Below are 14423 nucleotides of genomic sequence, written 5' to 3' on the forward strand. Positions count from 1 at the left end.
AAGCCTTTCCATGAAAATACCTGGCTATTATCCGCTTCCATACGTCATTGTTAGAGATCAGCTGCATCGTCATAATGGACAAAGGCTGGCATTCGAGACTTCCTTCGTGCCGAATTGGAAGCGTGCGGRCCATGTCGTGTATCAAACGCCTCCGCTGCAGCGCGGCGAGTACCGATTTACTCATACAGAGTGCTTGTCTTATGATGTTTTCGGTTTGTTCGAGCATTCAGGGAAATTCGGATCAGAGACGGTGCTTAATGTGCTGCCTCAGACAGTTCCGCTTAGGCAGTGGAATGGCATTCAGCGCGGGATTCGCGGTCCTTACTCTCATGCCATCGCGTCACGCTCAGCGAAGGAAACGACACAAATTAACGGCGTTCGTGAATATTTATACGGAGACCGTTTGTCACGTGTCCATTGGAATGCGACGGCGAAGACGGGCGAGTGGAAATCGAAAGCTTTCGAGCGTGAGTCATTGCCGCGTACGCTAGTCATCCTTGATCGACATTCAAGCAGCTACAAAGGTGAACTCGCGACTCGCTTCGAATTAGCCGTATCCGTTGCAGCTTCATTGCTCGAGAACGGTCTCAAAAGTGATACGGCAATGGGGCTGCTCTCCATTGGAGACTCCATGACATTCGTTACACCCAAATCAGGCATTGATCAACGAAATATGGTGATGAGGCATTTAACCTTTGTAGATGCAAATGCAGCGAGGCCTTTGTATCCGTCGCTTCAGCAAGCTGATTCTACGATTGAAGCCGGAAGTTTTGCAGTCCTCATTACTCCTGAGACTGGCGCGGATGTCATTCGAAGCATGGAGTGGCTCTCACGCAAAGGAATTACCCCTTGCTTGATTCATATCTCCTCGTCGGTTGATTTATTAAGCCATAATACTTCTTGGAAACGTGTATTGCGCGAACGCGGCTGGCCTGTATTTGAAGTTCGTCAGCTGCAAGAGCTCCCAACGGTATTGGAAGGGAGCGGAATTGCATGAAGCAAATGATGAAATCAATTGGTGTGTATTTAACGACGAACTGGTTTGAGAAGCTGAGATCTATATTTATTGCCATTATTTTAGCGAATGTAATTACAATATTTGAAGGTTATTGGTGGGACGAAACGTACGCCATTGCCTACTACACTTTATTTGCGGCGGCAGCAATTGATATATTGCTTCCTCCCCGCTGGAAATTTCTGAAGCTTCTTTTTCAAGTAATGGCAGCTATTTTTATTACAACGCAATGGGCAAGAATGGAATGGATTGTTGCAAGTCCACAGGGCTGGCAAGAGTGGCTGTGGTGGCTGCAGGTACATCTCGTTCAGCTTAATCCATTTATATGGATAAGTGGGGCGATGCTTATGCTCTACGTGCTGTTTGGAATATGGACGATCACAAGAGTTCGAATGTTCGGATTTGTAGGCGTAAGCATTTTGGTGTTAACCATCGCAGATTCCTTTACGCCGATCTGGCTGTGGGATGAAGTAGGGATGGTCGTCTTTATTGGTTTGCTCTGGATGGTCGCTGGCCACTTGTCGAGGCTGAAGCGCGAGCATCCGAATAGCTGGAAAGAGCTAATCGAGTATCCGCTGCGATTAATGGTGCCGATTGCACTCGTTTTATCTATTCTCATGATTGTAGGATTGAATATGCCCTCAATTGCTCCTATTCTTCAGGATCCTTATACGATCTGGAAGGAAGCTAAAGGGGAGAGGGTTCAGGTGTTTTTAGGCGATAAGGGCACAGATGTGATATCGCCGAACCGATCAGGCAATGCGAGCTCCGGATATAGTCGAAGCGACGATAAGCTTGGTGGTGGATTTGAATTTGATTATTCACCGATGATGACCGTCACGACCTCGCATCGCAGCTACTGGCGCGGGGAGTCCAAAGCTTTTTACACGGGTGACGGATGGATTGATGTAAGTCCCAGGCTTGCTGGCGAAGAAAATATTTCAGTTGTAAAGGGAGAAGTATTCCCTTCATTAGATGATCCGCCAAAAGCTGGGGTTAAGCAAGTCAATCAGATTGTTACAATGATTCGAAAGGATGTTTATCCGGTTCTTTTTGCTGCTGCACCACTTTCGAAGATCAATTGGATTGAAAATGAAGAGGCAGCTATTCCAACTAGCTTGAGATGGGAGCCTAGCTCAGGCGAGCTGCGGCTGCTGAACTGGTCCATGCAAAACCGCAAATACCCGCAAACGTATTCGGTTACGTCGTCAGTACCTGTTTTAGATGAAGCGCTGCTGAGGACATCCAAAGCTGGCTGGTCAGATAAGGGAGAGGCTTCACGCCATTCATTTTACTTGCAATTGCCTGAATCATTGCCGGATCGAGTCAAACAGCTTGCAGAGCAGGTCACCGCTGGAGCAGCTAATGATTATGATAAAGCTAGATTGTTGGAGTCGTATTTAAGGCTCAATTACAACTATAATAATTTGCCCGATGAATCGAAGCTCACAGGATCTACCAGCGATTTCGTTGATCAATTTCTGTTCGAGCTAAAAGAAGGCTATTGCGATTATTTTTCCACTTCAATGGCCGTTATGGCGCGTAGCTTAGGCCTTCCGACGAGATGGGTTAAAGGATTTGCTCCTGGTGCGCTTCCAGCTAGTGACTTCGGCCCTCCAGGCGGTTATAGGGAGGAAGAAGTAAATCCAAGCGGAGCAGGCACCTACACCGTTCGAAATTCAGATGCTCATTCTTGGGTAGAAATTTATTTTGAAGGTACTGGCTGGATACCGTTCGAAGCAACAGCGGGTTTCTCATTCCCGTATACGCTGCCTGAAGAAGAGGTTGCTGCTTTGCCAGATCTGGAACTAAGCGATAACGATGCTGCAGCAGCAGGAGATACAGAAGGCTCATCAAGCTCGCAGGTTTGGTTATGGAGCTCCATATCACTACTCATCGTTGCTGCAATTGCATGGCTCATTATTCGTCGTGACAAGCTTATCTTTTCTTGGAGAAAGCTCCGCCATGGATCATACACAACAAATGATCGAATCGTACTTGAGACGCAAAAGCTGCTGCGCATTTGCAAAAAGCGTGGAATGGAGCGCGAAGACCATGAGACGCTGCGCGAGGCCGTATTGCGTTGGTCGCAAAATCAGAAGCGGTTGCGTGAAGATTTTAAAATTGTACTGAATGGGTTTGAGCAAGCGAAATACAGCCCCGTTATGGCGTCATCTGAAGAAGCGGATCGTTTCGTCGTTAAAGTACGCTCACTCATTGATCAATTAAGATAACATACGAACAAATACCGCTCGCCAGAGAAATTGGTAGCGGTATTTTTTTGCAACAAATTTAGTTTGTATGGTATAGTTTCGTAAGATAGCAAGCAGAAAGCAGAGGGATATCCATTATGTTTGAACGGCTGTTGCCGCATATGCGCGTCAATACAGTATATGAAATTAACTTAGATGAGCTGCATGCAAGAGGCGTTCGCGGCATCATTACGGATTTGGATAATACGCTTGTYGGTGCCAAGGAGGCGTTAGCTACGCCTGAGCTTGTGCAGTGGCTTGATTACGTACGTTCTCGGGGCTTTCAGGTTGTTATCGTATCCAATAACAACGAGACACGCGTCGGGAAGTTTGCTGCGCCGCTGAATATTCCATATATTCATGCTGCTCGCAAGCCAGCTGGCAAATCGTTCAAGAGAGCGCTTAGTGTACTCCGCCTTGCACCTGAGGAAACCGTCGTAATCGGAGATCAGATGCTGACGGATGTGCTTGGGGGTAACCGTATGGGGTTATACACCATCCTTGTCACGCCAATCGCTCCTGCTGATGAAGGTATAATGACACGAGTGAATCGTCGTATTGAACGAATAGCGTTAGTGCGTTTAAGGAAAAAAGGGTTATGGTATGAGGGGGAAACAAAGTGATGGAACAACAACTTAGTCAGGCATATGGATCATGTGCGGGCTGTGGAGTGGCGCTTCAGATTAAAAGTTCTGATTTGCCAGGTTATTTGCCGGAGGCGGCTGTCGGTCGCGAACCGGTTATTTGCCAGCGATGCTTCCGAATTCGCAATTATAATGAAGCTTCATCCGTAGCGGTTGATCAGGATGACTTCTTAAAGCTGCTTGGCAGCATCGGAAATACGGATAGCCTCGTTGTGCATATTGTCGATCTGTACGATTTTGAAGGAAGTTTGATTTCGGGCTTGCAGCGTTTTGTCGGAAACAATCCAGTGCTGCTTGTCGTGAACAAAATTGATTTGCTGCCGAAAGCGATGAACGTCAATCGACTTCGGAATTGGGTTCAGAAGCAAGCAAAAGAAGAGGGACTGCGCACAGTCGATGTGGTCCTATGCAGCGCGAAGCGGAATATGGGCTTCGAGCGGGTTATTGAAGCGCTTGAGCAGTACCGGAATGGCCGAGATGTCTATGTGGTTGGCGCGACGAATGTCGGCAAATCAACCTTGATTAATCGTCTAATTCGAGATTACAGTGACATGGAACGTGAGCTGACTACTTCTCGTTATCCGGGAACAACGCTTGATGCCGTTCATATTCCGCTTGAGGATGGGAAAGCGATTATTGATACCCCAGGTATCGTCTATACGACACGTATGACAGAGGTTGTACCGCGGAGCTTCCTAGGCTCACTATTGCCGGACAAGCCAATTAAACCGCTCGTCTATCAATTGAACTCGGGTCAATCGCTGTTTATTGGCAGCCTTGTTCGATTCGATTTTGTTGAGGGTGATCGCCAATCCTTTACGTTCTATGTTTCAAATGCGCTCAACATGCATCGTACGAAGCTGGAGCGGGCGGATGAGTTGTATGCAGATCACCGTGGGCAATTGCTCGGAGGACCATCGCTTGAAGAACTAGAAACGATTCCGGCTTGGACAAGGCATTCACTACGTGTTAAGCGTGGCTTGAATAAGGACGTATTTATATCCGGTCTTGGATGGATTCAAGTGAACGGTACTGGTGGAGCTGTTATTGACATTTATGCGCCGAAGGGCGTTAAGGTCATGCTTCGCGACTCGATGATCTAAACACATGTCACTTGGAAGGGGAATTCACTGTGACGAATATGAGCGCAGGAAACCAGATTGACAGCAATACTCTTTTGTTCGGCGTCATCGGCGATCCGATAAGGCATTCGAAATCACCTATTATGATGAACCGTGCCTTTCGGGAAACGGGAATTAACGGTGTATACACTGCTTTTCATGTTACGAGTGATCGTATCGGAGATTTTGCCGCTGGTGTTCGTGCAATGGGCATTCGCGGTGTCAATGTTACGATCCCCCATAAGCTGGACATTATGTCCGTGCTTGATGAGATCGATGCAAGCGCGCAGGCGATTGGCGCGGTTAACACGATTGTCAACGACGCTGGCCGTCTAATCGGATATAACACCGATGGTATTGGTTATGTGCGTTCGTTGAAGGAAGAAGCGGAGCGTGAGCTTGCCGGGAAACGAATCGTCGTTATCGGCGCGGGCGGCGCAGCCCGCGGCATCATTTATGCTCTAGCAAGCGAGAATCCTGCGCGAATTACGGTGGCCAACCGTTCCGTAGACCGGGCAAAAGAGCTTGCAGATTCATTGCAAAATAAAGTAGATATTGAAGCGATTTCGAATGATGAGCTGCAAACCGCATGCGAGCAAGCCGATATCGTGATTAACACGACATCAGTAGGCATGTTCCCTCATACGGAGGAGACTCCAATTGATGCAAGCTGGCTGAAGCTGGGCGCGGTTGCAAGTGATTTAATATACAATCCTTTGAAAACGAAATTTTTGCAGCAAGCAGAGCTGCGCGGCTGCCGTATTCATGGCGGGCTTGGCATGTTTATTTATCAAGGAGCATATGCCTTTGAATATTGGACAGGCCAGCCAGCACCCGTCACAGCGATGCGCGAAACGGTACTTGCTTCATTGCAAGGCTAAACTTATTTATTGAAGCAATCAAACAGACGAATTATTGAGATGAAAGAAGGAACACTTATTATGCTTACAGGCAAACAAAAACGATATTTAAGAGCTCTAGCTCATCATTTGACACCGATTTTCCAAGTCGGAAAGGGCGGCACTAACGATCACCTCGTTCGTCATATCGAGGAGGCGATTGAGTCGCGCGAGCTTATCAAAGTTTCTGTTCTTAACAACTGTCTAGACGATCCTAAGGAAATCGGCGTTGAAGTTGCTAAATCAGCGGGCGCGGAGCTTGTACAAGTGATCGGCAAAACGATCGTTCTATACAAAGAATCCAAGGACAACAAACAAATCGAGCTTCCTACAGCTGCTCGCAAATAATATGGACCGAGACTTGCGCGGCGAATGCAGCTTTTTGTCATAAAGGGCATACTAGAAGACACGATAGCTGTTAACGCTTCGACTTTGCTTGATAGGGAGGCGTTCAACAAGTGATTAAGATAGGAATTATGGGCGGCACCTTCGATCCCATCCATATCGGTCATTTGATTGCTGCAGAAACCGCACGAGAGCAGAGCGGCTTGGACGAGGTGTGGTTTATCCCGTCATACGGACCACCGCTCAAGGCGAATGAGCCAGGCGTTAGCGGAGAGCGGCGCTACGAAATGGTATGCGATGCTATCGAGAGCAACAAGGCCTTTCGAGCGCTTGATATTGAATTGCAGCGTGGTGGTGTGAGCTATTCCTACGATACGATCGTAGAGCTGCAGGGACGTTATCCGAACCATTCTTTTTCCTATATTATCGGTTCAGATCGCATCAACGACCTGCCGAAGTGGCATGAAATCGAGCAGCTAGCTGCTCGAATATCATTTATTGGATTAGAGCGTCCAGGCAATCCGGTCGATATTTCCGCACTGCCGGTTTTTTTGCAGGAGCGGGTCAGCTTGGTTCACATGCCTGCCATTGCGATTTCTTCAACAGCGATTAGGAGCAAGGTAAAAGCTGGGCAGTCTGTTCAATACTTAGTGCCTGATTCGGTGAATAGCTACATGAGGAGGTACAACCTGTATGAATCGTGAGCAAATGATCGAAAAAGTAAAAGCGGAAATGCCTGAGCGAAGATGGCTGCATACACAGGGAGTCATGGAGACCGCAGTCATATTAGCTAATAGGTTTGGCGAAGATGCTGTACGAGCTGAGCTTGCTGCCATTTTGCATGATGTTTCTAAGTACTGGAATGTCGATCGTATGCAGAAGGTCATTCGCGATCAAGCATTGCCAGCAGAGCTTTTACTTTATGATAAAGAATTGTGGCATGCACCCGTTGGGGCGTGGGTAGCCGAACATGAATTTGGTGTGGCGGACACCGAAGTGCTGGACGCTATTCGCTACCATACATCAGGTCGCCGCGGTATGTCGAAACTTGAGAAAATTGTTTGCCTTGCCGATTATATGGAACCAGGGCGAGAGTTTCCAGGAGTAGACAAAATTCGCGAGCTTAGCGAGCATTCATTGGATCAAGCATTGCTTGCTGGCTTTAACTCTACAATTTCCTTCTTATTAGAAAAAGGAAAACGAATATTTCCGCTAACAATAGAAGCAAGAAATAGTTTATTAGAATAATATTTAACAGGAGGCTGAGCTATGGCGTTACATTCGGATCAATTGCTTCAAATCACAGTCGCAGCAGCAGAAGACAAAAAAGCGGTGCGCGTTGTTGCTTTGAACTTAAAAGAAATTTCCTTGGTGGCGGATTACTTCGTCATTTGCAGCGGTAACTCGGATACACAAGTACAAGCTATCGCAACCGAAATTCGGAAACAAGCTGAGAAAAATGGCAATCGCGTGCGCGGAATCGAAGGTATGGATTCGGCAAGATGGGTGCTGATTGACCTCGGCGACGTTATCGTTCACGTATTCCATCGCGATGAGCGTGAATATTACAACATTGAGCGGCTATGGTCCGATGCGAAGGTTGTGGAGTTTGCATGAGTTTTGTAGCCGGAACAACTTTGACTTTAAGGGTGGCACGCGAGGTGTCGCCCTACGGCTATTTTTTGAGCGATGAAGAATCGGATGTGCTCATGCATTATACCGAGCTTGTAGGCTCTAAGCCAAAAATCGGCGATGCAGTGGAAGTATTCATTTTTTACGATTCAGAGGATCGATTGGCTGCTACGATGAAGAAGCCGCTTCTCCAGCTAGGTGAGCTTGCTCGCCTGAAAGTAGCGGACGTTCATCCAAGGCTTGGCTGCTTCCTAGAAATGGGGCTTGGCAGACAACTGTTGCTTCCGCTTTCAGAGCTGCCGGAGAGTATTGAATACAGGCCTCTTCCTGGCGATGAAGTATTTGTTGTGATGAAGCATGACAAAATAGGAAGACTCGTAGCGAAAATTGCTTTTGAAGAGGAACTCTCGGAGCTTGTCTTCCATGCACCTGAGAGCTGGAATAATCAATGGGTTGAAGGCTGGGTAACAAAAACGCTGCAGCTCGGCTCGTTCGTCATGATTGATGGCGGCGTTGTAGGGTTTGGCGTTTATGGGCTTATTCCAAGCGCAGAACGAATCCGTCCGCTTAGACTTGGTGAGCGTGTAAGCGCTCGTGTTACTTTCATTCGTGAGGATGGCAGAGCTAACCTTTCCATGGCGCAGCGTAAGGAAGTAGGACGATTGGAGGATGCTGATCGACTGCTTGCCTTCATTAAAGAACGACCAGGCGGCGGAATGCCATACTCTGATCAGACAGATGCCGACATTATTAAACAAAAATTCGGGATTAGCAAAGGTGCATTCAAACGCGCTTTAGGCAAGCTGATGAGAGAAAGGCTTGTCACTCAGAAAGGCAGCTGGACTTATTTGGCTGAACCGTCTGATGCGACGACGGAGCAAGCAGGAGAGCAAGCGAACGCTTCAGGCTCCTCAGCTGAAGGAGCTGACCGGCAATGACACGCTCTTATGGACAGTTCGCTACTGTCTATGATCAGCTGATGGAGGATATGCCCTATGCAGAATGGCTGGGCTTCGCAAGGGCCGGCTGGTCGCGCTATGGCATGCCTGCTACTGTCGTAGATCTTGGTTGCGGTACAGGGAGCATCTCGATTCCGTTAGCACGCTCGGGTTTCCATGTGTATGGAATTGATTTGTCATCGGACATGCTTACCGTCGCGCGAAGCAAGTGGGATGAGACGCCTCAGGCGGTTACGAGACCACGCTCCGGTTCGATTCGGTGGCTGCAGCAGGACATGCGTGAATGGGAGCTGCAAGAGCCCGTTGATGCGGTCATTTCGTTTTGTGATTGCTTGAACTACTTGACGGAGGAAGAGGATATTGAGGCGGCTTTCCGCGCTACCTATGCTGGCCTTCGCAGCGGCGGTTCCTTTTTATTCGATATGCATCCGCCAAAGCAGCTCATTCGTTATGCGGAAGAACAGCCCTTTGTGCTTGATGAGCGTGATGTAGCCTATATATGGACATGCGACTTTGAAGAGGAGCGCTGCGAGATTGAGCATAACCTAACGATATTCTCGCGTGACCGCGATTCAAAGTTTTATCGGTTTGAAGAATCACATGTGCAGCGCGCTTACGATCCAGACTGGATCGAGTCAGCTCTGTACCGTGCGGGCTTTAAAACGGTCGACCGTTACGCAGATTTTGAGCTGAAGCCAGCTGACAGCGAGTCAGAGCGTTTGTTCTTCGCAGCAATCAAATAATATGATCCACTAGAGATGGGTGTCTCATAGAGTCTAACTAGACTTTATGGGAAACCCTTTTTTGATCTGTCCGGCTATTCGCAGAAAACGTCGCTATATAAGAGACGACAATAGGAGACTGTGGTGCGTTAGTACCTTTACGTGCTTACAGAGTGGGATCGTGGTGAGAGTATGCTCGAAAGTTCTCTGTAAGAACACATATGCGCTTATAGAGGGAAAGCAACCCTGGTTTGTGGTGGTTAAGCACACATATGTGCTTAAAGAGTAGAATCGTCGTGAGATCACGCTCGAAAGTTCGCTGTAAGAACAAATATGCGCTTATTGGGGAAAAGTAACTCTGGTTTGTGGTCTGTAAGAACACATACGTGCTTACAGACTGGGATCGTGGTGAGAGTATGCTCGAAAGTTCGCTGTAAGAACACATATGCGCTTATAGAGGGAAAGCAACCCTGGTTTGTGGTGGTTAAGCACACATATGTGCTTAATGAGTGGGATCGAAGTATGAGTTGGTCTGTATAGATGTCGATTGCAATGTCGAAGTAGAAACATTGCAATCGACATCTATATCTAGTGTGAGTGTCGAAGTTTGACGAAAAGTATTCTGATTGTAAAATTTTATCAACGGCGTTTTGGTGAACGAGAAGTGCTATCGATTTCTTGAATTATTCGCTTGTATATATCTAGATCTTGTGACTCGTATATCCGATTATTCCCGAAGCGCATCTTTTAATCGGCTGTTCATGCCTGCGGAAGCAGATGCTTTTCGTATCGATTCAAGCTTCATTTTCTTGATTGTTTCGGCCATTAGATCTTGATCTTTTTCAAGTTTTTCGATGTATTTAAGCAGCTCCGGCACTGTATATCCGGCATCTTTGAACAGTTTTTCTAGCAATGCTCTTATTTGTTCTGCAGTTGTGTTTACGATTTTCAGGACCCCCAAAATAGCAATAAAATGTCACTATCACATCATATCCTCATCTGTTAAAATAGTCGAGTGCGCCAAAAAAATAGATTAATATTTTCTCCATAATTTTCATTGACTACTCCTATATATTGATGTAGAATCAAAAACATCAACTACATATTGATGTGGATTGGTGCCTTCAACGATTACCAGCGGTATATCTTGAACAAGCGCAGCTGACGGAATTGCTAGTCAGAAGCGCTTTTTAATTGCTTGATTACAGTAAGGGAGCGAACGTGTTATGCTAGTCGTCTATGATTCCAAAACAGGCAACGTCAAGCGTTTCATCAAAAAATTGAATATGCGGGCGGTGCCGATTGATGAGAGGGAAGAAGTTGACGAGCCGTTCGTGCTAGTAACATACACAACAGGGTTCGGCCAAGTTCCAGAGAAGGTAACTTCGTTTCTAGAAAGCAACTCTGGCATGCTCCGCGGCGTTTCTGCGAGCGGCAACCGCAACTGGGGAACCGGGTTCGCAAAAAGCGCGGATACGATCTCACAAATGTACGATGTTCCAGTGATTTTGAAGTTTGAATTGTCAGGTACGAATCAAGATACGCAACATTTTGTCGAAAGGGTGCGAACCATTGAAGCATATTGAATTGAATAACGAATTGATGCAGCGCGGTGCAGACGGATTTTACCAGCTTGATAAAGATAAAGAGGCTGTCGCTGCATTTATGGAAGAAGTGGCTGAGAAGAGCGTGAAGTTCGACTCCCTCAAACATAAGCTAGAATACTTAATCGAAAACGATTATTACGATAATGTATACGAAAAGTATACATATGAGCAGGTTGAAGCTGTATTTACACTAACGGCAAACAGCGGCTTTGAATTCCAATCCTACATGGCTGCATCGAAGTTCTATAAGGACTACGCGATGAAGACCAACAATAAATCGCAATACTTGGAGCAATATTCCGATCGTGTAGCCATCGTTGCCTTGCATTTGGGCGAAGGCGATGCAGCTAGAGCACTTCGAATTGCGGAAGCGATGATTGACCAACGTTTGCAGCCAGCTACCCCTACCTTCCTCAACGCAGGCAAGAGCCGCCGCGGAGAAATGGTTTCCTGCTTCCTGCTAGAAATGGACGACTCTCTTAACTCCATCAACTATGTACTCGGCACATGTATGCAGCTCTCCAAAATCGGTGGTGGCGTAGCCGTCAACCTATCGAAGCTTCGTGGACGCGGTGAGCCTATTAAAGGCGTAGAGGGCGCAGCAAAAGGCATTATGCCGGTGCTGAAGCTTATGGAGGATGCTTTCTCCTACGCAGACCAAATGGGACAACGCAAAGGTTCTGGTGCAGGCTACTACAATATTTTCGGCTGGGATATTATCGAATTCCTTGATTGCAAAAAAATTAACGCAGACGAAAAAGCACGTATTAAAACTCTTTCGATCGGCCTAATTATTCCGAATAAATTTTATGAGCTAGCTGCTCAAAACAAACCGCTATTCGTGTTCGGTCCACATTCCGTTCAGAAGGCATACGGCAAGCATCTCGACGATATGGATATGGACGAGATGTACGAAGAGCTGCTGGCTAATGAGCTGGTAACGAAGAAAAAAGTAATGAACGCACGCGACATGTTGACAAAAATCGCTTCGATTCAACTAGAATCTGGCTACCCATATATTATGAACAAATCGAATGCTAACAGCGTTCACGCTTTGAAGGATATCGGCTCTATCAAAATGTCCAACCTGTGCACAGAAATATTCCAGCTTCAGGAGACATCGGAAATTAAGGATTACGGCTACGAGGATGTCATTAACCGTGATATTAGCTGCAACCTTGCTTCCCTTAATATTGTTAACGTAATGGAGCACAAAAAGGTGAAGGAATCGGTACATGTTGGTATCGAAGCTTTGACGACGGTTAGTGATTTGTCTAATATCGACAATGCACCAGGCGTTCGCAAAGCGAATGAGGAGCTTCACTCCGTAGGACTTGGCGCAATGAATCTGAATGGATACCTTGCCAAAAACAAAATCGCTTACGAAAGTGAAGAAGCGAAAGATTTTGCCGGCGTATTCTTTATGATGATGAACTACTACTCCATTGAGCAAAGCATGGAAATCGCCAAAGAGCGCGGAATTACTTTCAAAGACTTCGACCGTTCGGAGTATGCGAAGGGCACATACTTCACTCGTTATGTGGAAAATGATTACCGTCCAAAAACAGACCGCGTGAAGGAATTGTTCGACGGTATGGAAATTCCATCACCTGAGGACTGGGCTGCACTTAAAGTAAAAGTCCAAGAACACGGCTTGTACCATGCTTATCGTCTGGCGATTGCGCCTACACAAAGCATTTCGTATATCCAAAATGCGACTTCAAGCGTAATGCCGATTGTTGAGCATATCGAAACACGTACGTATGCAAACTCAACTACTTATTATCCAATGCCTTATTTGGCGCAGGAAAATTACTTCTACTACAAATCGGCTTACAACATTGATCAGTTCAAGCTGATTGATCTTATTGCAGAGATCGGACAGCATATTGACCAAGGTATTTCGACTGTACTGCATGTTAACAGTAATGTGACGACTCGTGAGCTGGCGCGCTTCTATGTTTATGCTGCTCAAAAAGGTCTTAAATCGCTTTATTACACAAGAACGAAGCGGCTTTCCGTTGAGGAATGCACGAGCTGCGCAGTTTAAAATATAAGAAAGTATATGTTTTTCATATACTTTTCTTATATTTCTCCGCGAAACGAAAGCTATGCCTCTAAAAGACGGCATAGCCGTTTACGCTTGAGTACTATTTAAATGACGCTTACGTAGCAAAGAAGGAGCTCACCAAATGAAAGCAGTAAACTGGAACCGCCCAGATGACGATTTCACGTTAACATTCTGGCAGCAAAATGTAATGCAATTTTGGACGGATGAAGAAATTCCGTTATCAGATGATAAAATGGACTGGATGGAAATGACGGACGCGGAGCGCACGCTGTACAAAAATGTGCTCGGCGGTCTGACTTTGCTTGATACGATTCAAGGCGGCGTCGGCATGCCGAAGATTTTGGAGCATGTTGATGGATTGCAGCGCAAAGCAGTATTGTCATTTATGTCGATGATGGAGCAAATCCATGCCAAATCGTACAGCAGCATCTTCACTACACTTGCTTCTGGCGAAGAGATCGACGAAATTTTCCTGTGGGTAGAGCAGAACGAACAGCTTCAGAAGAAAGCAAACTTGATTTCTTCTTGGTATTCGAACATCACTGGCCCGAAAGAGCTTTACAAAGCGATGGCTGCTTCTGTATTCCTGGAGAGCTACTTGTTCTATAGCGGATTCTTCTATCCGCTTTACTTGGCTGGACAAGGTAAAATGACGAGCAGCGGCGAAATTATCGATTTGATTTTGCGTGACGAGAGCATCCATGGCTTGTACGTTGGCGTTCTAGCACAAGAGCTGTTCCAAACGTTTAGCCCTGAGGAGCAAGCACAGCTGGAAATCGAAATTTATGCATTGCTTAATGAGCTGTACGAGAATGAGATTGTGTATACAGAGCATCTTTATGCGCCGCTTGGCCTTGCTGAGGAAGTAAATGTATACGTCCGCTACAATGCGAACAAAGCGCTTATGAATCTTGGTATGGAGCCGCATTTCCCTGAGGAAGCGGTAAACCCAATCGTGTTCAATGGTATCAGTACGCATACGAAGCAGCATGATTTCTTCTCCAAAAAAGGTAATGGCTACGTACGTACGATTCACGTTGAGCCGCTTAATGATGACGATTTTGTTTTCAACTTCTAATAAAACTTAATTTAAATGCAACATACGAGTCGCTCTTTATTCAGCCTTCTAGGCAGAAAAAGAGCGATTTTTGATTTT

The 14423-nt window shown here is 46.3% G+C and carries 15 protein-coding genes; 14 read left to right on the forward strand and 1 reads right to left on the reverse strand.

Annotated features, from left to right (window positions below; translation table 11 throughout):
- The 11 genes from AC1DSE_RS17370 to AC1DSE_RS17420 all read left to right on the forward strand — a co-directional run.
- The coding region (locus tag AC1DSE_RS17370; protein WP_477527956.1) for a DUF58 domain-containing protein at positions 1 to 997 on the forward strand (997 nt) is incomplete at its 5' end.
- Positions 994 to 3249, forward strand: a complete 2256-nt coding sequence (locus AC1DSE_RS17375) for a transglutaminase domain-containing protein (RefSeq protein WP_477511207.1) — start codon at positions 994 to 996, stop codon at positions 3247 to 3249. The genes AC1DSE_RS17370 and AC1DSE_RS17375, both read left to right, overlap by 4 nt.
- 116 nt (positions 3250 to 3365) lie before the next feature.
- A complete protein-coding gene (locus tag AC1DSE_RS17380; RefSeq protein WP_076270071.1) occupies positions 3366 to 3890 on the forward strand; it encodes a YqeG family HAD IIIA-type phosphatase in 525 nt (174 codons plus the stop codon).
- Positions 3890 to 5014, forward strand: coding sequence for a ribosome biogenesis GTPase YqeH (yqeH, locus tag AC1DSE_RS17385; protein WP_076270070.1), 1125 nt, complete (start codon positions 3890 to 3892; stop codon positions 5012 to 5014). Before AC1DSE_RS17380 ends, yqeH begins: the two co-directional genes overlap by 1 nt.
- A 38-nt stretch (positions 5015 to 5052) precedes the next feature.
- Positions 5053 to 5913: a shikimate dehydrogenase gene (gene aroE / locus AC1DSE_RS17390; protein WP_475449568.1), complete on the forward strand. Its 861-nt coding sequence runs from the start codon at positions 5053 to 5055 to the stop codon at positions 5911 to 5913.
- Between the two features lie 60 nt (positions 5914 to 5973).
- Complete coding sequence (yhbY, locus tag AC1DSE_RS17395; RefSeq protein ID WP_076270069.1) at positions 5974 to 6279, forward strand: ribosome assembly RNA-binding protein YhbY; 306 nt, start codon at positions 5974 to 5976, stop codon at positions 6277 to 6279.
- A gap of 110 nt (positions 6280 to 6389) precedes the next feature.
- A complete protein-coding gene (gene nadD / locus AC1DSE_RS17400; RefSeq protein ID WP_477511206.1) occupies positions 6390 to 6980 on the forward strand; it encodes a nicotinate-nucleotide adenylyltransferase in 591 nt (196 codons plus the stop codon).
- Positions 6970 to 7524, forward strand: coding sequence for a bis(5'-nucleosyl)-tetraphosphatase (symmetrical) YqeK (gene yqeK / locus AC1DSE_RS17405; protein WP_477511205.1), 555 nt, complete (start codon positions 6970 to 6972; stop codon positions 7522 to 7524). Before nadD ends, yqeK begins: the two co-directional genes overlap by 11 nt.
- Positions 7525 to 7545: 21 nt before the next feature.
- A complete protein-coding gene (gene rsfS, locus AC1DSE_RS17410; RefSeq protein ID WP_054027809.1) occupies positions 7546 to 7893 on the forward strand; it encodes a ribosome silencing factor in 348 nt (115 codons plus the stop codon).
- Entirely contained in the window at positions 7890 to 8846 is a 957-nt protein-coding gene (locus AC1DSE_RS17415) for a CvfB family protein (RefSeq protein WP_477511204.1), read from the forward strand. The genes rsfS and AC1DSE_RS17415 overlap by 4 nt, the downstream gene beginning before the upstream one ends.
- Complete coding sequence (locus tag AC1DSE_RS17420) at positions 8843 to 9610, forward strand: class I SAM-dependent DNA methyltransferase (RefSeq protein WP_076270065.1); 768 nt, start codon at positions 8843 to 8845, stop codon at positions 9608 to 9610. Before AC1DSE_RS17415 ends, AC1DSE_RS17420 begins: the two co-directional genes overlap by 4 nt.
- A 706-nt stretch (positions 9611 to 10316) precedes the next feature.
- On the opposite strand, the gene AC1DSE_RS17425 is transcribed toward AC1DSE_RS17420, so the two are convergent.
- Positions 10317 to 10502 carry a hypothetical protein gene (locus AC1DSE_RS17425; protein ID WP_477511203.1) on the reverse strand — a complete coding sequence of 62 codons (186 nt, stop codon included), beginning with the start codon at positions 10500 to 10502 and terminating at the stop codon, positions 10317 to 10319.
- 313 nt (positions 10503 to 10815) lie between these two features.
- On the opposite strand from AC1DSE_RS17425, the gene nrdI reads away from it, so the two are divergent.
- The 3 genes from nrdI to nrdF all read left to right on the forward strand — a co-directional run bounded on the left by nrdI (position 10816) and on the right by nrdF (position 14345).
- Positions 10816 to 11175, forward strand: coding sequence for a class Ib ribonucleoside-diphosphate reductase assembly flavoprotein NrdI (nrdI, locus tag AC1DSE_RS17430; RefSeq protein WP_076270063.1), 360 nt, complete (start codon positions 10816 to 10818; stop codon positions 11173 to 11175).
- Positions 11162 to 13246: a class 1b ribonucleoside-diphosphate reductase subunit alpha gene (gene nrdE / locus AC1DSE_RS17435; RefSeq protein WP_076270062.1), complete on the forward strand. Its 2085-nt coding sequence runs from the start codon at positions 11162 to 11164 to the stop codon at positions 13244 to 13246. The genes nrdI and nrdE overlap by 14 nt, the downstream gene beginning before the upstream one ends.
- Positions 13247 to 13388: 142 nt before the next feature.
- Positions 13389 to 14345: a class 1b ribonucleoside-diphosphate reductase subunit beta gene (gene nrdF, locus AC1DSE_RS17440; RefSeq protein ID WP_076270061.1), complete on the forward strand. Its 957-nt coding sequence runs from the start codon at positions 13389 to 13391 to the stop codon at positions 14343 to 14345.
- Positions 14346 to 14423: the final 78 nt, after the last annotated feature.

Source organism: Paenibacillus sp. 01L418, from assembly GCF_056400045.1.